Here is a 19105-nt window from a genome sequence, read left to right on the forward strand (position 1 = left end):
GCGTGATCACTTTGGGTGATCACTATCCATTGGCAGCCATTCGCGGGGGCGCTTCATGTCTTTACCATCCGACTACCTGGTGCGGCGTCTGCGCATGCGCCATCTGGAACTGCTGGTGGCCCTTGTCGATGCGGGCTCAATGCGCGCCGCCGCAACCCATTTGAACTTGAGCCAGCCAGCGCTAAGCAAGATGCTGGGCGAGATCGAAGCGGGATTCGATGCCCGTCTTTTCGAGCGCACAGCGCATGGACTGGTAGCCAACGCTGCGGGAAACGCAGCGATCTACCGTGCCCGGGTCATCCTGGGCGAGCTTTCGCGCAGCAAGGACGAAGTGGATGCGGTGCGAGACGGCGCAGAGGGTTTGCTGCGATTGGGCACCCTCTCCGTGACCGCCACCGTGCCTCAAGCGGTGATCGAACTACGCAGGCGACTACCGCTTGCCAAAGTACAAGTGCACGAAGGCAGGGTCCGCGAGCTGATCCAGCGACTCTTGAACAGCGAGCTCGACTGCGTGTTCGGCGCCGTCACCCCCGAGCTGCTCACCAGCGCACAACTCTCGCTGCTCAAGCCGGAGTTGCTGGTGGCTGACGAACTGTGCGTGCTGTGCGCGCAAGGACACTCTCTGTCGCGCAAGCGCCGATTGACCTGGCGCGATGTTCACTTCCAGCCGTGGGTCGCCCCCCCAAAGGACACGCTGGTTCGACAGGCATTGATGACCGCGTTTCTCAACGCAGGCCTGAAGCCGCCAGAGCCCGCGATTGAAGTGCTCTCGTCTGTCACCCTCGGCAGCGTTTTGCGCCTTGATGAGAACATGCTCGGCGCAGTGCGCTTTGAACAGGCACGAGATGAACTGGCGCGCGGTGGCATCGTTCGTCTGCCCATCACACCGCCGGTGCTGCTTCCGTCGCTAGGTCTTTACACGCGGCAAGCTGCAGAAGGACCTCCCGCGGTCGTGCAGGCTTTTGCAGATGCAATTCGCTCGGTGAGCACCCGTGTCAACATACAGAAACCACCAGGCACGGCCAATAAAAGAAAGTCTGGATGATCCATCGCAGGTATTGCGCGGTCAGCCGTCGCACTTTGGTAACACCGTTCACGGCGGGGTGAAGGCAATCTACACCGCCGCACCGTCCTGGCAGGCTGAAGAAATACCTCCCAGCCAGCCCAGCAGCCCAACCCCGGTAAGCTCACTGGTCCCTCCTAGATAGCTTGACCCTGACCCCCATGCGCGGCGCCAACACCTTCACCGAGAGCCTGTTTCTGTCCGCATGCTCCAAGCTTGGGGCGATTGTCAATTTCCTACACTGCGCGAGTACAGATTCGGCACAACATTTAGGTACACCAGCTGCCGCGGGTACATATAAACATAGGTGATGTCGCAGGCCCACGATTGGTGCTGCCTGTCGCCGCTTGGACTCACAGACAGCGAGCGGTATCACCTTGAGCGGACCGCCGACTATCAACGGGCCCGAATGCACAAGATGCGCCGTTGACACATTTTGTTTTTCGGCGTTACCCGGCCAGTCTTGCGACAAGGCGTTTTGACACATTGTCAAAAGTTCGGCCTGTCTATAGAGATTCCGACATCTTCTATTTATAGGATTCCCAGTACCCCCATCAGCGGCGAGCTGGCCCCGCCGGTGGCAGCCTTCCATGCGGCTTTTTGCAACGCGAATGGCCGGGGCCCGGTCTCTGTGCGATATTCACGGGACCCCGTTCTGGAAACAGCCAACCCCGCAGCACCTGGCGCCACAGACCATGGAACGCACAGACCAACTCCTGGCCGACCTGAAGGAATGCGAAGCCGCAAGTCTCGTGGGTGCCCACGACGTGGGGGTCGAGATGGCGGTGCGTGCCTTGCGAGCCGCCAGGGAGTGCGGGCTGCAGCCCGAAGCCGCATTGGCGGCAGCCTGGCTGGCCGAGCACCAACTGCGCCGGGGCGAGAGCGAAAAGGCGGCCGAGAGCGCCTTTGCCGCCCTGGCGGATGCCGACGCGCTCGGGCTGCATGGGGTCGGGATCAAGCTGCGCAACACCTTGACCCGAGCCTGGTGCCAACTCGGTCGGGCTGATGAAGCGCTGCCCGAGGCAATGCAAGCGCTGGGGCGGGCGCGCACGCTGGGTGCGCCCGGGCAGGTATCGCGCAGCCTCTCCAGCCTGGCTGGCGTGGTGGAGCTGCTGGGCGACCATCCGCATGCGATCACCCTGCTGCACAAGGCGGATGAAGAGGCCCAGCGCGACGGTGACAAGGTGGCGCAATTCGCCGCCGTCGTGAATCTCGCGGGCGCACTGTGCCGGTCCGGGCGCAAGCTCGCCCATCTGCCGGGCCCGCTGGCGCCGACCCCGGCGCAGGCCGAGGATCTGCGCGAGGCCCTGGCCGTGGTGCAGCGGGCGACGGCGCTCGCGCGGGGGCATGTCCGTTGGGAAATGGTCTGCGCCGAGATCGAATGCCTTGCCCTTGAGGCCCTGGGGCGGCTGCAGGAGATGCGCGCCGCAGTCGATCGGCACCGGGCATTCGCCATAGAGGCGAAGGCCCCGGATGCCCGAGCAGAAAACGAACTCCTCAACGCGGACTGGCTGTTGGCCAGCGGGCGTGCGGTCGAGGCCTGCGAAGCGCTGGACCACCGGGTGGATGCGGCCGCGGCCCAGAGAAACGAAGGATGCCGCCGGTGGTGGTGGAGATCCAGGTACCGTGCCTTCAAGGCCGCTGGCTCCGATGCGCAGGCACTGGCGGCACTGGAGTCCATGGTGGTCCAGGTGCGCCGCGACCGTGAACTCAGCCTGAACGCCCAGGCGCGCGTGCTGTTGGGCGAGGTGAGGATGGAAATCGCCCAGCAGGAACTCGCGCAATTGCGGCTCGAAGCCGAAGAACTGCGCGAGCGTGCCGATGTGGCGACGCAGAAATCCCTGCTCGACCCGCTCACCGGACTGGCCAACCGGCGGGCACTGGACGCCCGCCTGATGGCCGTTCTGCCGATGCGGCATGGGCAGGCGGAGGGCTTTTCGCTGGCCATCATCGACATTGACCACTTCAAGCAGATCAACGATGGCTGGGGCCACGACGTCGGAGACGCTGTGCTGCGCGAGATCGCCAAGTTGCTGACCAGCGGTGTGAGGGGTGGCGACTTCGTGGCGCGCATTGGCGGCGAGGAGTTCGTCATTCTGCTGTGGGGGCAGGCATTGGCGGATGCCTCCCTGGTGTGCGAACGGCTTAGGCAGCAGGTTCAGGCGCATGACTGGTCCCGGTTCGTGCCGGGGCGGGATGTGACTGTCAGCATGGGGCTGACCTGTGCCCAGCCCCTGGACGATGCGGCCCAACTTCTGCGGCGTGCCGACCAATGGATGTACACGGCCAAGCGCGAAGGGCGCAACCGATTGCAGGGGGAATGAGGTGGGTGGATCCACGCGATCCGCATGCCCAGGCAAGACAGCCCGCGGAGCCCGCTGTTGAACGCTGCAACAGCTGGCCTGCCACACGGCCTGCGCGCGTGCAATCGCAGGGGCGTGCCGGTATTGAAGACAGGCCTATCTGCTAGGCAGCATCTGGCGTAGCGGGCGGGGCATCCGCCGTTCAAAATGGAGACGGAGCCCTTGGGGCCGCCCGCGACACGACAGAACAACGACAACACCAGGAGACCAAATGCGCCTTGCCTTCCCCCTCGCACGCCGATCGGCGCTGGCCCTGCTCACCGTGCTGGCACTGCCCGGCGCCTGGGCCCAGGCGCCGGCCTATCCCGACAGGCCCATCAAGCTGGTGGTGGGCTACCCGGCCGGCGGCGCGGTGGACATCGTCGCGCGCACGGTGGGCCAGGCCATGTCCGTCAGCATGGGCCAGCCCATCGTCATCGAGAACAAGCCCGGCGCCGGCACCAACATCGCGGTGAAGTCCGTGGTCAGCGCGGCGCCTGACGGCTACACGCTGATGCTCGCGGCCAACGCACTGGCGGCCAACATGGCGCTGTACCAGCCGGCGCCGTTCGATGCCGAAAAGGACCTGGTGCTGATCTCGCAGGTGGGCCGGGTGCCTGTGGTCATTGCCGCGAACCCAACGGTGCCGTACAACACCGTGGCACAGCTTATCGCGGCGGCCAAGGCCAAGCCCGATGGCATCGCCTTCGCCAGCCCGGGCAACGGCGCCACGCCGCACATGGCGGTGGAGCTGTTCGCCAAGGCGGCCGGCATTGAACTGCAGCACGTGCCCTACCGCGGCGGCGGACCGGCCATCACCGACACAATCGGCGGCCAGGTGCCGCTGGTCGCAGTCAATGCGCTGGAGGCCCTGCCGCATGTGAAGAGCGGCAAACTCAAGGTGCTGGCCGCGCTGAGCGCCAACCGCACCAGCATCTTCCCGGACGTGCCGACCATTGCCGAGTCCGGCTACCCCGGCTTCGAAGCCTCGGTCTGGTACGGCCTGGTCGCGCCTGCAGGCACACCCAAGGCCATCACCGACAGACTGCATGCCGAAGTGCAGAAGGCACTCGGGCAGCCTGAGGTCAAGGCGCGCATGACCGGCGTGGGCGGCGAGGTCACGCCCGGCAGCAGCGCGCAGTTTGCCGCGCTGGTGCGCTCCGAACGCCAGCGCTACGAAAAGCTGGTCAAGGAAACCGGCATCAAGCCGGACTGAACAAGCCCATGGCTGACTTCCTGCCCCGGCGCCGATTCCTGCCCCTGCTGGGTCTGCCCTTGCTCGCCATGGCGCGGCGTGCGCATGCGGCGGCCGACTTTCCCTCGCGGCCCGTGCGCATCATCGTGCCCTTCACGCCCGGGGGCTCCAGCGACATCCTGGCACGGGCCGTGGGGCTGGAACTGGGTCAGTCGCTGGGTCAGCCTGTCATCGTGGAGAACGTTCCGGGCGCGGGTGGAACCTTGGGCTCCGAGCGTGCCCTGCGCTCGCCGCCCGACGGCCACACCCTCTTCATGGGCCACACCGGCACGCTGGCGGTCAACCCCTGGCTGTACCCGCAGCTCGGCTTCGATCCGCTCAAGGCGTTCGCGCCCGTGGCGCTGGTGGCCCGGGTGCCCAACGTGCTGGTGCTCCACCCTTCGGTGCCGGCCGGCAGCCTGGCCGAGCTGGTGGCTTACTCGCAGTCGCACCCCGACCGGCTGGCCTATGGGTCGGGTGGCAATGGCAGTGCGGCCCACCTGGCGATGGAGCTGCTCAAGCTGCAGACCGGGTTGAAGGCCTTGCACGTGCCCTACAAGGGCACGGCACCCTCGGTGAACGATCTGCTCGCCGGCCAGGTGCAGATGCTGTTCACCGGCGTGCCGGCGTTGCTGCCCCATATCAAGGCCGGCAAGATCCGGCCCGTGGCCGTGTCGGGCCGCCAGCGCCTGTCACAGTTGCCCGAGGTTCCCACGGTCGGACAGTCCGGTGTGCCGGGCACACAGGGCTTCGAGGCCGACCAGTGGTACGGACTGGTCGCCCCTGCGCGCACGCCGGTCGAGGTGGTGCAGCGGCTCAACGCACGCACCAATGACGCTCTGGGTGCGTCGGCCGTGGCCCAGCGCCTGGGCAGCGAAGGGGCCGAGCCGACACCGGCCACGGCCCCGGCGTTCGGCGCCCTGATCGCCAGGGAAAAGGCCCGCTGGGAATCCGTGGTCAAGGCCGCCGGGGTGAAGGTCGAGTAGGGTCGCGCAGCTCTCCGGATCACCCGCTTGCGTCCGCGGTCTCGAACTCCGCTGCCTTGAGGTCGCCCAGCGGCGACAGCAGGGCCGGATCGAACGCGCGCGGCGCCAGTCCATCGCGCGCAGGCGCTGCGGGGCGCCAGGCCAGGGCCTGGGCCCGGTCGCTCAGCCTTGGCTGGTGGGCATAGCCCTGGTCGGTGTAGATGCCCTCGGTGATCACCAGGCCGAAGCCGCGCTCTGCAAAGCGTGCGTAGTAGCGCGCCATGCGCTCGGTGGCATGGCCTTCGGCCGTGGCGCTGACGCGCGTCATGGGCGCGACGGCCAGCCGGTTGGGCAATGCGAGGGGCCCGATGCGGGTGGGCGACAGCACCCGCGTCATGCCTGCGCTCCAGGGAGGGTGGCGATGGCCTCGATCTCGATCATCGCCTCGGGCGAGTACAGGCCCGAGACCTCGACGATGGTGTCGGCCGGGTAGGGCGCGCTGAACCATTGGCGGCGCAGCTCCACGATCTTCGGAAAGTGCGCCATGGAGGTCAGGAAGATCGTGACCTTGGCCACATGGCGCAGGTCCGTGCCGGCGGCCTTGAGAACGCGGTCGAGGTTTTGGAAGGCCTGTTCGGCCTGGGCATCGAAGTCGCCCTTGCCGACGATGGCGCCGTCGTCGCCGATGGCCGCCTGGCCCGAGACGAAGACCAGGTTGCCCAGCGCAATGGCCTGGGACAGCAGGAAAGGGGCATAGGGGTCGGGCTGGGTGTGGACTTGCGTGAGTGGCATGGTGGTTTCCTTGATGGATGAACAGGGTTGGGTCATGTGCCGCCCGAAGGCGATGACATGCCGCCAGTTTCTTCAAAGGAGTGGCACTCGACAAAGGTTGATTTTTCAGGTGACAGATGAGTAGAACTAAACTGTCACTATGCGCAGACTTCCCCCTTGGGTGCCATGCGGGTGTTCGAGGCCGCGGCGCGGCGGCTGAGCTTCAAGGACGCGGCCGACGAGCTGCATGTCACCCCCACGGCCGTGAGCCACCAGATCAAGCTGCTGGAGGAGCACCTGGCCGTGCGCCTGTTCGAGCGCGGCACGCGCCAGGTGTCGCTGACGGCTGCAGGGCACCAGCTGTTTCCGGTGCTGCGCGATGGGCTGGACAACTTCGAGCGCGCGGTCGAGCGCGTGCGCCGCACCGAGGGCCAGGCACAGACGGCCACGCTGTCATCGACCGTGGCCTTCATGGCCAAGGTGTTGGCGCCGCGCGTCGGCTCGTTCAGCGCACAGCACCCGGGCTGGGCCTTGCGCCTTGACGCCAGCCACCGGGTGGTGGACCTCGACACCGAGGCCGACGCTGCCATCCGCTACGGCAGCGGGCGCTATGCCGACATGGTGGTGGAGCCCTTGTTCCAGGACCGCTTTGCCCCCGTGTGCACACCCACCCTGGCGGCGCTGGCGCTGCGCGACCTGGGTGCCGTGCCGTTGGTCCATTTCGAATGGGGCCAGTCGCCGCGCGACGAATCCCTCGCGCCGGTCTGGCGCACCTGGCTGCAGCGAGCAGGGCTGACCGGTGTGCCCCCGGATGCCGGGCTCTCGTTCACCGAGGAGATGCATGCCGTGCAGGCCACTGTGGCGGGCCAGGGCGTGGGCCTGCTCAGCCTGACGCTGGTGGCAGACGAACTGCGCTCGGGCGTGCTGGTCCAGCCCTTCGATCTCGCGGCGGACAGCTACCGCTACGACCTGGTCTACAGCCCGCGCGCGGCCGACCGGCGGGCCACGCAGGTGCTGCGCGAGTGGGTCCATTCCCAGTTCGGCAACCTGTCTTGACAGGTTTTCAGCGTAGCCCCATGTAGCTGGTCCACTTGCGCTCGTAGTTGTTCTTCTCGAACTCGTCGGCCATGAAGTCGATGAAGGAGCGCACCTTGGCCGAGAGGTGCTTGCGGCTCGGGTAGGCGATGTTGATCTGAATGCGCGGCAGGTCCCAGTCGTTGAGCACCGGCACCAGCCGCCCGGCCACGATGTCGTCGTAGACGATGTAGCTCGGCTGCACCAGAATGCCCAGGCCGCTCAGCGCCGCGGCGCGCAGCACCTGGCCATCGTTCGATTCGAGCAGGCCCTGGATGGCCACGACGCAGCTGTCCGCGTCGCGGGTCAGGCGCAGTTCGTGCGCATGGTTGGCGTAGACGTAGATCAAAAAATCATGCGCCGTGAGTTCGTCCGGCGACTGGGGCATGCCGCGCGACGCCAGGTAGGCCGGCGATGCGCACAGCACCCGGCGGGTGGAGGCCAGCTTGCGGATGGTGATGCTGCTGTCGGGCTCGAACTCGCGGTTGCGGATCGCCACGTCGATGCCGTTCTCGATCATGTCCAGGTAGCGGTTGGCCGCCTCGATGTGCACGCGCACCTGCGGGTACAGGCGGTGGTAATGCGCCAGGCGCGGGGCGATCAATTGCATCGAGAACGACAGCGACGCGCTGACGCGCAGCACCCCCGAAGGCTTGAGCGTGCTGGAGTTGATGGCCGTCTCCGCGTCCTGCAGTTCGGCGAGCACGGCGCGTGCGCGCTCGTAGAACTCCTGGCCCTCGCTCGTCAGGTACAGCCGCCGGGTGTTGCGCTCCACCAGCCGCGCCTTGAGCCGGCCTTCAAGCGATGCCAGGTGGCGGCTGGCTGCGGGGTTGGACAGCCCCAGTGCCTCGGCCGCACCGCCCATGCTGCCCACTTCGGCGACCTTGATGAACAACTCCAGCTCGGTAAGGCGGTCCATATTTCATTAATTGGAAATCTTCATTCCATTTTGACTTGTTTATATTGTTTTGTGGAAATCATAAAGTCCGGTCTCACAGCCAGCGAACACCACGGCGGAGACAGGAACCATGCGCAACCTCGACCAGGACAACATCACCCAGGCGGTCATCGCCAGCTTTGCGGGCACTGCCGACCCGAGCCTGAAGCAAATCCTCATCAGCCTGGTGCAGCACCTGCATGCCTTCGCCCGCGAGGTGGAACTGACCGAGGACGAGTGGTTCAAGGGCGTTGAATTCCTCACCCGCTGCGGCCACATCACCGACGACAAGCGGCAGGAGTTCATCCTGCTGTCGGACGTGCTGGGCCTGTCCATGCTCACCGTGGCCATGAACAACCACAAGCCCGAGGGCTGCACCGAGGCCACGGTGTTCGGCCCCTTCTACGTGAAGGACGCGCCGCAGTACGAACTGGGCGCCGACATTGCCAACGGTGCCAAGGGCACGCCCTGCCAGGTGCGCGGCACGGTGCGTGGCACGCAGGGCGAGGCCATTGCCGGCGCCACGCTCGATGTCTGGCAGTCCGACGACGACGGCCTGTACGACGTGCAGCACGAGGCGCTGGAGCAGGCGCAGGCGCGCGGGCAGCTGCGTGCCGACGGCGAGGGCCGCTACCACTTTCGCTCCATCGTCGCCGTGCCCTACGCCATTCCGCACGACGGGCCCGTGGGCGCCATGCTGCAGGCCACCGGCCGCCACCCCTGGCGCCCGGCGCACCTGCACTTCATGGTGAAGGCGCCGGGCTACGAGACGCTGATCACCCACGTCTTCCGGCAGGACAGCGACTACCTCGATTCCGACGCGGTGTTCGGTGTGCGCCAGTCCCTGGTCTGCGACTGGGCCGTGCAGCCCGATGGCAGCTACCTGCTCGCGTACGACTTCGTGCTCAACCCTGCCAAGGCGGGAGGCCCTGCATGAGCCACACCACCCCCAGCGCCATCCGCCACATCGTGATGTGGAATGTGCAGGGCGACACACCCGCCGAGCGGCAGCACAACATCGAGCGCCTGTGCGCCAGCTTCGGCAGTCTCAAGGGGCGCATCCCTGGGCTGCGGCACCTGGAGATCGGCGTGGACGTGAGCCGCACCGGCTACGCCTGCGACGTGGTGCTCTACAGCGAGTTCGATTCGCCCGAGGCCCTGGCCGCCTATGCCGAGCACCCCGAGCACCTGCGGGTGCGCGCGGAGCTGGGGGCGATGCGCACTGCGCGCTACCAGGTGGACTACCCGGTCGCCGCGGCATGAGTGCGCCGCCGGAGAACCACCCCATGCACGACTTCATCTACCGCCACCAGTCGCCGCGCACCGTGTTCGGCGCTGGGGCGCTGGCCCACCTCGAACGCGAGATCGACCTGCTGGGCGCGCGGCGCGCCCTCGTGCTGTGCACGCCCGGGCAGGTGGCGCAGGCCCGGCAGGTAGCAGACCGCCTGGGGGCACGCGCAGCCGGCGTCTTTGCCCGGGCCGAGATGCACGTGCCCATAGAGGCCGCACGTGCGGCGCGTGACGAGGCGCGCCGGCTGGGCGCCGACTGCGCCGTCGCCATCGGCGGCGGCTCCACCATCGGCCTGGGCAAGGCCATCGCGCTCGACTCGGGCCTGCCCATCCTGGCCATACCGACCACCTACGCGGGCAGCGAGATGACGCCGATCTACGGCATCACCGAAGCCGGCCTCAAGACCACCGGCCGCGATGCCCGGGTGATGCCGCGCACGGTGATCTACGATCCCGAGCTCACGCTGTCGCTGCCCGTGCCGCTGAGCATCACCAGCGGCATCAATGCCATCGCGCATGCGGTGGAGGGCCTGTACGCGCAGGACAGCAACCCTGTCATGGAGCTGATGGCCGAAGAGGGCATCCGCGCGCTGGCCCGGGCGCTGCCGGCCCTGCACCGCGATGGGGGCAATGTGCAGGCGCGCAGCGATGCCCTGTACGGCGCCTGGCTGTGCGGCAGCGTGCTGGGCAATGTCAGCGTGGCCCTGCACCACAAGCTGTGCCACACCCTGGGCGGCAGCTTCAACCTGCCCCATGCCGAGACCCACACCGTGGTGCTGCCGCATGCGCTGGCCTTCAACCTGGGCCATGTGCCCGGTGCCGCGCAGCGCATCGCGCGCGCCCTGGGGGGCGTGGACCCGGGCGACGTGGCTGGCGCGCTGTTCGACCTGGCGCAGGCCGCGGGCGCGCCCGTGGCCTTGCGTGACCTGGGCCTGCGCGAGGCCGACCTCGACACCGCATGCGACCTGGCCCTGACCCAGCAGTACCCCAACCCCCGGCCGCTGGAGAAGAGCGCTGTGCGCCATCTGCTGCAGATGGCCTACGAGGGGCGAAGACCCACTGCTGCGCCATCGCCGTAACGAACAACCATTCCAAAGGAGACAAGCATGACAACGAAAGCAACCCAACCATCCCCCCGCCGCCGCCTCATGGGCTTGGCGCTGCTCGCCCTGGCACCCTGCCTGGCAGTGCCGGCACTGGCGCAGGACAAGTACCCGAGCCGCCCCATCAAGGTGATCGTGCCCTTCCCGGCCGGCACGGCGCCCGACGTGATGGCGCGCTTCTGGGCCGAGCGTCTGTCCAAGGCCGTGGGCCAGGGCGTCATCGTCGACAACCGGCCGGGCGCCAGCACCATCGTCGGCACGCAGCAGTTCGTGGCTGCGCCGGCCGACGGCTACACCTTCCTGTACACCGCCAGCGGCACGATCTCGATCAACCCCTACGTCTACAAGAAGCTGCCCTACCAGGTCGGCGACCTGGTACCGGTGATCCAGACCCTGTCGATCCCGCTGGTGATCACCGTGGCCAGCAGCTCGCCCTTCAAGACCCTGCCCGACCTCATCAATGAGGCCAAAGACAAGCCGGGCAAGGTGAGCTATGCGTCCTACGGCGTGGCGACGGCGCCGCACGTGTCCATGGCGCATTTCGCCAACAGCGCCAACGTCTCGATGAACCACGTGCCCTACAAGGATGGCGGGCTCAATGACATCGTGGGCGGCACGGTGGACACGGCGTTCAGCCCCATCGCCGACGTGCTGCAGTTCATCCGCACGGGCCGGGTGCGGGCGCTGGCCGTGTCGAGCCGCCAGCGCCTCGAATCCCTGCCCCAGGTGCCCACCGTGGCCGAGACCTTCCCGGGCTTCGAGGGCGACTCCTGGCATGGCATCTTTGCCCTGAAGGGCACGCCGCAGGCCGCCATCGACATGGTGGCCGCCGCGTCGCAGAAGATCGTGGCCTCCGACGAGTACAAAAAGTACCTGGGCAGCATGGGCCTGGTGCCCATCGGCGGCACGCCCGAGGCCTTTGCCAGTGTGCTGCAGGTGGACAGCAAGCGCTGGGTCAACGTCATCAAGGGCAACAACATCACCCTGGACTGAGGGGGGCTTGCTCAGGCGTGGCTGCGGTCCGCTGCGGCCGGACGCTGTGCCAGCCCCTTCCAGGTGACGGGCTGCCACAGCGCCAACTGCGCCAGCGCCGGGCTGGTGTTGACCAGGTCGGCGATCGTATAGCGGTCGAGTTCGCGCAGGAAGACCTCGGTGGCCTGCCGCAGCGCCGCCTCCAGGCCGCAGCCGCCGGTCAGCACGCAGTGGTTGTCCTCGCCCATGCATTCCACCAGTGCGAAGTCGGCCTCCAGCCGGCGCACCACCTCGCCAAGCGAGAGCCTGCGCGGGTCCACCGCCAGGCGCATGCCGCCATTGCGGCCGCGCACCGTGTCCACCCAGCCTGTCTTGCCCAGCGCATGGGTGACCTTCATCAGGTGGGCCTGCGAGATGTCGAAGGCCTCGGTGATGTCGGCAATGGTGACCAGGGCCTCGGTGCGCGAGGCCAGTACCAGCAGAACGCGCAGGGAGTAGTCGGTGAACAGGGTCAGGCGCATGGAGCTGGGCAGGAGGGCGTTGCGCTGGATTGTCTCAGCTGGCGTGTTGTGCGGTGGCCAAGCCGGCCAACGCATCGGCAAAGCCGTGGTTCACGTCGCGGTGGCCCGCCTCGTCGGCACGCACGGCCAGCACCACGTCGCGCAGGCGGGCATCGGCGGGCAGCTTCCAGTAGCCGATGGCGATGGCGGGTGCCGGCCCGTTCTCGACCCGGCCTGCGTCGATCTCTGCCAGGTACAGCGTGTAGCTGACCACGGCCTGCTCTTCGAAGTAGCCCACCAGGCGGTGTGCCGTGCGCGAAGTGACCAGGTACAGCGCGAAGAAGCACACGAAGAAAACGGCCTGGGTGAACAGGATCACCGCACGCTCGAACCAGTTGGGCCGGGCGATCTCGATGAAGGTCATGAGGTGCATGCGCTCGTTTTCTGCCTCGTCGAGCAGTGTGCGGATCCAGCCTTCGTCGTCCACCATCCAGCGCAGGCAGCGCAGGTGCACGAGCATGCCGCCCACCATGCCGGGGACGGCTGCCACCGTCTCGAGGACGATGGCGCGGTTGCCGTAGCGCTTGGCAAAGAAGGTATCGGCGAAAAAGCGCAGCGCGAGGGTGATGGACAGGGCCACGCGGTCGGAGAAGCCGGCGGCGGGGTGGTGCGCATCGAGGCTGTGGTCGGTGTGGGGGGCTTGGGTGTCGTAGGTGTCGGTGGTCATGGGTGCATTCCAGTAAAGGCGCTGGGATCGGATGGCCGGGGTCCTGGATGGCTTGCTGTCTACCGCGTCGCGTAAACATTGATTTAATGTATATCTTTAAGCGCCAGGCGTCAAGGGCCTCGCCCCCTCACGGTGACAGTGCCCCGCGTTACGGGCGTGCCGGGATCAGGCTTTCCACTGCAGCCGCAGGCGAGCCAGCAGCGGGGCCCCAAAGAGATTCACGAACAGGCCGACCATCAGCAAGGCTCCGCCGATGAAGTGCACTGGCTGCAAGGTCTCGCCAAAGGCCAGCCAGCCCGTGGTCAGGCCGACCAGGGGCACCAGCAGCGTAAAGGGCGCCACGCGGTTGATGGGATAGCGCGATAGCAGGAAGGTCCACACCCCATAGCCGAACAGCGTGGCCGCCCAGGCGAGGTAGGCCACCGAGGCGAAGGACGCCAGGCCGAAGCCCTGCAGCGCCGCAGAGATGGCGGCAGGCCCCTCGATCAGGAGCGAGAGCGCCAGCAGCGGCAGCGGTGGCACCAGGCTGGCCCAGACCACGAAGGCCAACTGGTTCATGGGCCCGTGCCGGCCCACGGCCCGGCTCACGATATTGCCGCAGGCCCACATGGCGGCGGCGGCCACCGTGAGCAGAAACCCCAGCAGCGGCATCGAGGCGCCATGCGCGCTGCCGATCAGCACCAGCCCCCCGGCCGCCAGCAGCAGGCCCGCCAGCTGGTTGCCCTGCCAGCGCTCGCGCAGCCACAGGGCCGTGAGCACCAGCGTGAAGAACGACTGCGACTGCAGCACCAGCGAGGCCAGGCCCGAGGGCATGCCCACGTGGATCGCGCTGAACAGAAAAGCGAACTGGCCCACCGACATGGTCAGCCCGAAGGCCAGGTACAGGCGCAGGGGCACCTTCGGCGCCTTGAAGAACAGCAGCGCTGGGAAGGCGGCGAGCATGAAGCGCAGCGCCCCCAGCAGCAGCGGCGGCACGCCGACCAGCCCGACCTTGATCACGGCGAAGTTGACACCCCAGACGAGGATCACGAGCAGCGCGAGCACCAGGTCGCGCGGGCGCAGGGCGGCGGGCGCGCTCATGGGGCGGACCTTGGGTTGGCAAAAACGAGGAGACGGGGCAGGGGGCGGATTCGGCAGTGCATCCCCGAATCTTAGGCCTTGCGCGTGTTCGGCTCCATGCACGCGGGGGACAACCGGGTATCAGAATCGGACATTCCAGCACCGCTTGGTGCCCGCGCTTTCAGGGCGCGTCGATCACGATGGCCCGGAAGTCGTTCACATTGGTCAGCGTAGGCCCGGTCACCACCGCGTCGCCGAGCGCGCCGAAGAATCCATGGCCGTCGTTGCGTGCCAGAGCATCGGCGGGCCGGATGCCCAGGGCCTGCGCGCGCTGCAGCGTGGTGGGCGTGAGCTGCGCGCCCGCGATCTCCTCCTGGCCGTCCACGCCGTCGGTATCGCCCGCGAGGGCGTGGATGCGCGGATGCCCCTGCAGCGCCAGCGCCATGGACAGCAGGCATTCCACATTGCGCCCACCGCGCCCGTTGCCGCGCACGGTGACCGTGGTCTCGCCGCCAGAGAGCAGCACGCACGGTGCGGCAAACGGCTGCTGGCGCTGCGCCACCTGCAGTGCCATGCCGCCCAGCACCCGGCCCACATCACGCGCCTCGCCCTCCAGCGCATCGCCCAGGATGTACGGGGTGTAGCCGGCCTGGCGCGCCACCTCGGCCGCGGCCTCCAGGGCCATTTGGGGCGTGGCCATCATGCGCACCTCGCTGCGGGCCAGGTGGGGGTGCCCAGGCTTGGGCGATTCGCCCCGGCCCGACTCCAGCAGCTCGCGCGCCGCCGGTGGCAGCGCGATGCCGTAGCGGCGCACGATGTCCAGCGCATCGGCACAGGTCGTGACGTCGCCCACGGTGGGGCCGGAGGCGATGTCGGCGGGCGAGTCGCCCGGCACGTCCGACAGCAGCAGGGTCAGCACACGCGCCGGGTGGCAGGCCAGCGCCAGCCGCCCGCCCTTGATGGCCGAGAGGTGGCGGCGCAGGCAGTTCATCTCGCTGATGGTGGCTCCCGACTGCAGCAGCGCGCGGTTCACCTCCTGCTTCATGGCCAGGGTGATGCCCGGCAGCGGCAGGGGCAGTAGCGCCGAGCCGCCGCCCGAGATGAGGCACACCACCAAATCGTCTGCGCGCAGGCCGGCCACGCAGTCGAGCATGCGCTGCGCGGCCGCCATGCCGGCCGCGTCGGGCACGGGGTGGGCGGCCTCCACGATCTCGATGTGGCGGCAGGAAGCGGCGTACCCATAGCGCGTGACGACCAAGCCCGAAAGCGGTCCATCCCAGTGGTCCTCCACCGCCCGCGCCATGGCGGCCGAGGCCTTGCCCGCGCCCATGACGACCAGGCGCCCCGTGCCCAGCGACGCAGGGGAGGGCAGGTGCGGCGGCACGCACAGGGCCGGCTGGGCGCTGGCGATGGCCGCGTCGAACATGCGGCGCAGCAACTGCTGCTGGGGTGCGGTCGCCATCAGCGGGCCGGCGCCTGGCCGATCTCGAAATTCGCCATGGCTTCGAGCGCACGCACCAGGGCCGAGTGGTCCCAGGCCGCCCCGCCATGTGCCACGCAGGTGTTGAACAGCTCCTGCGCGGTGGCGGTGTTGGGCAGGGCCACGCCCAGGGCGCGCGCACTGGCCAGGGCCAGGTTCAGGTCCTTCTGGTGCAGCTCGATGCGAAAGCCGGGGTCGAAGGTGCGGCGCAGCATGCGCTCGCCATGCACTTCGAGGATCTTCGAGGAGGCGAAGCCGCCCATCAGCGCCTGGCGCACGCGCGCCGGGTCGGCACCGGCCTTGGCGGCGAACACCAGGGCCTCGGCCACGGCCTCGATGTTCAGCGCCACGATGATCTGGTTGGCCACCTTGGCGGTCTGCCCGTCGCCATTGCCGCCCACCAGGGTGATGTTCTTGCCCATCAGCTCGAACAGCGGCCGCACGCGCTCGAACGCTGCATCCGGGCCGCCGACCATGATGGACAGCGTGGCGTTCTTCGCCCCCACCTCGCCGCCCGAGACCGGTGCGTCGAGGTAGTCGCAGCCCAGGGCGTTGATGCGCTGCGCGAAGTCCTTGGTGGCGATGGGTGAGATCGAGCTCATGTCCACCACGGTCTTGCCCTTGCTGAGGCCGGCGGCCACGCCGCTCTCGCTGAACAGCGCGTCCTCGACATGCGGGGTGTCGGGCACCATGGTGAAAATGATGTCGGCACGTTCGGCCACGCCACGCGCGGTGACGCACTGCGTGGCTCGGCTTTCGGCAATGGCCGGCGGCACGCGCCCGCGGGTGTGCACGAAGAGCTGGTGGCCGGCCTGGATCAGGTGCTGCGCCATGGGCGCGCCCATGGTGCCCAGGCCGATGAAGCCGATCTTGAGGGAAGTGGTGGTCATTGGGAGATGTCCTTGCAAATCATGGTTGGGTAAGGGCTTCGCGCCAGCCCAGGCCAGCCTCGGTGGTGGTGGCGGGCTTGTATTCGCAGCCGATCCAGCCGGCGTAGCCGATGGCGTCGATGTGCCGGAACAGCCAGGCGTAGTGGATCTCCCCGGTGCCCGGCTCGTTGCGGCCCGGGTTGTCGGCCAGCTGGATGTGGCCTATGCGCGCCAGGTGCTTGGCTAACGTGGCGGCCAGCTCGCCCTCCATGCGCTGCGCGTGGTAGATGTCGTACTGCACGAAGGCATTGCTCGCGTCCACCTCGTCGAGCAGGCTGAGCGCCTGCGCCGTGGTGTTCACGAAGAAGCCCGGGATGTCATGGGTGTTGATGGGCTCGACCAGCAGGCGCAGCCCGGCCTGGCGCAGTTCCTGCGCGGCAAAGCGCAGGTTCTCCACCAGCGTGCGGTGCAGCAGCTCTGGCAGCACGCCCTCGGGCGCCTTGCCGGCCAGGCAGTTGAGCTGGCCCACCCCCAGGGCCTGGGCATAGGCAATGGCCTGCGCCACGCCAGCACGGAACTCGGCCTCGCGCCCCGGCAGGCAGGCGATGCCGCGCTCGCCCGCGCCCCAGTCGCCTGCGGGCAGGTTGTGCAGCACCAGCTGCAGGCCATGGGCGTCGAGCTGGGCCCGGATCTCCTCGGCCGGCCAGGCGTAGGGGAAGAGGAACTCGACGGCCGTGAAGCCGGCGCGCGCGGCGGCACCAAAGCGGTCGATGAAAGGCAGCTCGGTGAAGAGCATGGTCAGGTTGGCGGCAAAGCGGGGCATGCGGGTGTCTCCTTGAATGTTGTTCAGTCGAGCAATCCGGCGAGTTCCAGGCCGGCGCGGCCGCCGGGGTGGCGGCAGTCGATGGCCTCGAACTCGTTGACCTTGTCGATCTCGGTGCCCATGGCGATGTTGGTGACCTTCTCCAGGATCACCTCCACCACCACCGGCACCCGGTGCTCGCGCGCCAGGGCCAGGGCCTCGGTGAGGGCGCTGGCGATCTTCTCGGGGTCGGTCACGCGCAGCGAGCGGCAGCCCAGGCCCTGCACCACGGCCTGGTGGTCCACGCCGTAGCTGCGCAGGTCGCCCTCGCCCGGCGCCACGTTCTGGTTCTCGAAGGCCAGCTGCACGCAGTAGTCCATGGCGAAGCCGCGCTGGGCCTGGCGGATCAGGCCCAGGTAGCTGTTGTTGACCAGCACCTGCACATAGGGCAGGTTGAACTGCGCGCCCACGGCCAGTTCTTCCATCAGGAACTGGAAGTCGTAGTCGCCCGAGAGGCCGACGACCGTGCGCGTGGGGTCAGACGCCACCACACCCAGCGCGGCCGGAATGGTCCAGCCCAGCGGGCCGGCCTGGCCGCAGTTGATCCACTGGCGCGGGCCGTAGACGTGCAGGAACTGCGCGCCCGCGATCTGGCTCAGGCCGATGGTGCTCACGTAGATGGTGTCGCGCGGCAGCACGGCGTTCATCTCCTCGTACACGCGCATGGGCTTGATCGGGGTCTCGGTGAAGTGCGACTTGCGGTGCATCAGCGACTTGCGCTCGGCGCAGCGGCCGGCCCAGTCGCTGCGGTCGGGCAGGCCCCGGGCCTCCTTGCGCTCGCGCGCCACCTGCACCAGCAGCTGCAGCGCGGCGCGCGCATCGCTCACGATGCCGAAGTCGGGGTTGAAGACCCGGCCGATCTGCGTGGGCTCGATATCGATGTGTACGAACGTGCGCCCCTTGCAGTACACCTCGGGCGAGCCGGTGTGCCGGTTGGCCCAGCGGTTGCCGATGCCCATCACGAAGTCGCTGGCCAGCAAGGTGGCGTTGCCGTAGCGGTGGCTGGTCTGCAGGCCGCACATGCCGGCCATCAGCGGGTGGTCGTCGGGCAGGGTGCCCCAGCCCATCAGCGTGGGGATCACGGGCACGCCGGTCAGCTCGGCAAACTCCACCAGCAGGTTCGAGGCATCGGCGTTGATGATGCCGCCACCGGCCACGATGAGCGGGCGCTCGGCGGCTTCGAGCATGTCCAACGCCTTTTCCACCTGCCTGCGCGTGGCGGCGGGCTTGTAGACCGGCAGCGGCTCGTAGGTATCGATGTCGAACTCGATCTCGGCCATCTGCACGTCGAAGGGCAGGTCGATCAGCACCGGCCCTGGCCGGCCCGAGCGCATCAGGTGAAAGGCCTGCTGGAAGGCGCGCGGCACCAGGGCCGGCTCGCGCACCGTCACGCTCCACTTGGTCACCGGCTTGGAGATGGACTCGATGTCCACCGCCTGGAAGTCCTCCTTGTACAGCCGGGCACGCGGCGCCTGGCCGGTGATGCACAGGATGGGAATGCTGTCGGCGATGGCCGAGTACAGCCCGGTGATCATGTCGGTGCCGGCCGGCCCGCTGGTGCCCACGCACACGCCGATGTTGCCGGCCCGGGCCCGGGTGTAACCCTCGGCCATGTGCGAGGCGGCCTCCACGTGGCGGGCCAGGATGTGGGTGAGCGACTGGCGCTCGCGCACCGCCGCATAGAACGGGTTGATCGCAGCGCCGGGCACGCCGAACAGCTGCGTGATGCCCTCCTTCTCCATCACCAACACGGCGGCCATGGCGGCCTTCATTGTTGCCATCGGGGTCTCCTGTCAAGGGGTTTGAAAACTGATGGACTGGATGCTCCCCGCATTGGCCAAAGCCCGGAACCCGCAT

Annotated in this window: 19 protein-coding genes; 9 read left to right on the forward strand and 10 right to left on the reverse strand. The window is 68.0% G+C overall.

Annotated elements, in window-relative coordinates; genetic code table 11:
• Positions 1-55: 55 nt before the first annotated feature.
• The 4 genes from ACSQ9E_RS00285 (at position 56) to ACSQ9E_RS00300 (ending at position 5625) form a co-directional block, all read left to right on the forward strand.
• A complete protein-coding gene (locus tag ACSQ9E_RS00285; protein ID WP_057269108.1) occupies positions 56-1045 on the forward strand; it encodes a LysR family transcriptional regulator in 990 nt (329 codons plus the stop codon).
• Positions 1046-1653: 608 nt separating this feature from the next.
• Positions 1654-3387, forward strand: a complete 1734-nt coding sequence (locus ACSQ9E_RS00290; protein ID WP_436179806.1) for a diguanylate cyclase — start codon at positions 1654-1656, stop codon at positions 3385-3387.
• A 250-nt stretch (positions 3388-3637) separates the two neighbouring features.
• The gene (locus ACSQ9E_RS00295) at positions 3638-4621 is read left to right on the forward strand and encodes a Bug family tripartite tricarboxylate transporter substrate binding protein (protein WP_436179805.1); all 984 of its coding nucleotides are present in this window, start codon (positions 3638-3640) and stop codon (positions 4619-4621) included.
• 8 nt (positions 4622-4629) lie between these two features.
• Positions 4630-5625 carry a Bug family tripartite tricarboxylate transporter substrate binding protein gene (locus tag ACSQ9E_RS00300; RefSeq protein ID WP_436216533.1) on the forward strand — a complete coding sequence of 332 codons (996 nt, stop codon included), beginning with the start codon at positions 4630-4632 and terminating at the stop codon, positions 5623-5625.
• Positions 5626-5644: 19 nt separating this feature from the next.
• On the opposite strand, the gene ACSQ9E_RS00305 is transcribed toward ACSQ9E_RS00300, so the two are convergent.
• Positions 5645-6001, reverse strand: a complete 357-nt coding sequence (locus ACSQ9E_RS00305; RefSeq protein ID WP_436216534.1) for a hypothetical protein — start codon at positions 5999-6001, stop codon at positions 5645-5647.
• Positions 5998-6396 carry a RidA family protein gene (locus tag ACSQ9E_RS00310; protein WP_436179804.1) on the reverse strand — a complete coding sequence of 133 codons (399 nt, stop codon included), beginning with the start codon at positions 6394-6396 and terminating at the stop codon, positions 5998-6000. The genes ACSQ9E_RS00305 and ACSQ9E_RS00310 overlap by 4 nt, the downstream gene beginning before the upstream one ends.
• Before the next feature lie 165 nt (positions 6397-6561).
• Between ACSQ9E_RS00310 and ACSQ9E_RS00315 the strand changes: the two genes are divergently transcribed.
• Positions 6562-7431 carry a LysR substrate-binding domain-containing protein gene (locus ACSQ9E_RS00315; RefSeq protein ID WP_436220166.1) on the forward strand — a complete coding sequence of 290 codons (870 nt, stop codon included), beginning with the start codon at positions 6562-6564 and terminating at the stop codon, positions 7429-7431.
• Positions 7432-7438: 7 nt separating this feature from the next.
• Here the strand turns inward: ACSQ9E_RS00315 and ACSQ9E_RS00320 are convergent, their stop codons facing one another.
• Positions 7439-8368 (reverse strand): LysR family transcriptional regulator, encoded by a 930-nt coding sequence (locus tag ACSQ9E_RS00320; RefSeq protein WP_436216535.1) that lies wholly within the window; start codon positions 8366-8368, stop codon positions 7439-7441.
• Positions 8369-8477: 109 nt separating this feature from the next.
• On the opposite strand from ACSQ9E_RS00320, the gene ACSQ9E_RS00325 reads away from it, so the two are divergent.
• The 4 genes from ACSQ9E_RS00325 to ACSQ9E_RS00340 are packed head-to-tail and all read left to right on the forward strand — an operon-like array spanning position 8478 to position 11772.
• Positions 8478-9323 (forward strand): intradiol ring-cleavage dioxygenase, encoded by an 846-nt coding sequence (locus ACSQ9E_RS00325; protein WP_436216536.1) that lies wholly within the window; start codon positions 8478-8480, stop codon positions 9321-9323.
• Positions 9320-9649: a Dabb family protein gene (locus ACSQ9E_RS00330; RefSeq protein ID WP_436179800.1), complete on the forward strand. Its 330-nt coding sequence runs from the start codon at positions 9320-9322 to the stop codon at positions 9647-9649. Before ACSQ9E_RS00325 ends, ACSQ9E_RS00330 begins: the two co-directional genes overlap by 4 nt.
• A 23-nt stretch (positions 9650-9672) precedes the next feature.
• Positions 9673-10755, forward strand: a complete 1083-nt coding sequence (locus ACSQ9E_RS00335) for a maleylacetate reductase (protein WP_436216537.1) — start codon at positions 9673-9675, stop codon at positions 10753-10755.
• 27 nt (positions 10756-10782) lie between these two features.
• On the forward strand, positions 10783-11772 hold the full coding sequence (locus tag ACSQ9E_RS00340) for a Bug family tripartite tricarboxylate transporter substrate binding protein (RefSeq protein WP_057201632.1): 990 nt from the start codon (positions 10783-10785) through the stop codon (positions 11770-11772).
• A gap of 11 nt (positions 11773-11783) precedes the next feature.
• Here ACSQ9E_RS00340 and ACSQ9E_RS00345 read toward each other — a convergent pair whose 3' ends face one another.
• The 7 genes from ACSQ9E_RS00345 to gcl form a co-directional block, all read right to left on the reverse strand.
• A complete protein-coding gene (locus ACSQ9E_RS00345; RefSeq protein WP_436216538.1) occupies positions 11784-12272 on the reverse strand; it encodes an RrF2 family transcriptional regulator in 489 nt (162 codons plus the stop codon).
• Between the two features lie 34 nt (positions 12273-12306).
• Positions 12307-12978, reverse strand: coding sequence for an alternative oxidase (locus ACSQ9E_RS00350; RefSeq protein ID WP_436216539.1), 672 nt, complete (start codon positions 12976-12978; stop codon positions 12307-12309).
• Between the two features lie 165 nt (positions 12979-13143).
• Entirely contained in the window at positions 13144-14058 is a 915-nt protein-coding gene (locus tag ACSQ9E_RS00355; RefSeq protein WP_322596321.1) for an EamA family transporter, read from the reverse strand.
• A 160-nt stretch (positions 14059-14218) separates the two neighbouring features.
• Positions 14219-15499: a glycerate kinase type-2 family protein gene (locus ACSQ9E_RS00360; protein ID WP_436216540.1), complete on the reverse strand. Its 1281-nt coding sequence runs from the start codon at positions 15497-15499 to the stop codon at positions 14219-14221.
• Positions 15499-16407: a 2-hydroxy-3-oxopropionate reductase gene (gene glxR, locus ACSQ9E_RS00365; protein ID WP_436216541.1), complete on the reverse strand. Its 909-nt coding sequence runs from the start codon at positions 16405-16407 to the stop codon at positions 15499-15501. Before glxR ends, ACSQ9E_RS00360 begins: the two co-directional genes overlap by 1 nt.
• 19 nt (positions 16408-16426) lie before the next feature.
• Positions 16427-17209, reverse strand: coding sequence for a hydroxypyruvate isomerase (gene hyi / locus ACSQ9E_RS00370; RefSeq protein WP_436216542.1), 783 nt, complete (start codon positions 17207-17209; stop codon positions 16427-16429).
• Between the two features lie 23 nt (positions 17210-17232).
• Positions 17233-19029, reverse strand: a complete 1797-nt coding sequence (gcl, locus tag ACSQ9E_RS00375) for a glyoxylate carboligase (protein WP_436216543.1) — start codon at positions 19027-19029, stop codon at positions 17233-17235.
• Positions 19030-19105 lie beyond the last annotated feature (76 nt).

This window comes from Acidovorax sp. LjRoot118 (assembly GCF_964253575.1).
Classification (GTDB): domain Bacteria; phylum Pseudomonadota; class Gammaproteobacteria; order Burkholderiales; family Burkholderiaceae_C; genus Acidovorax.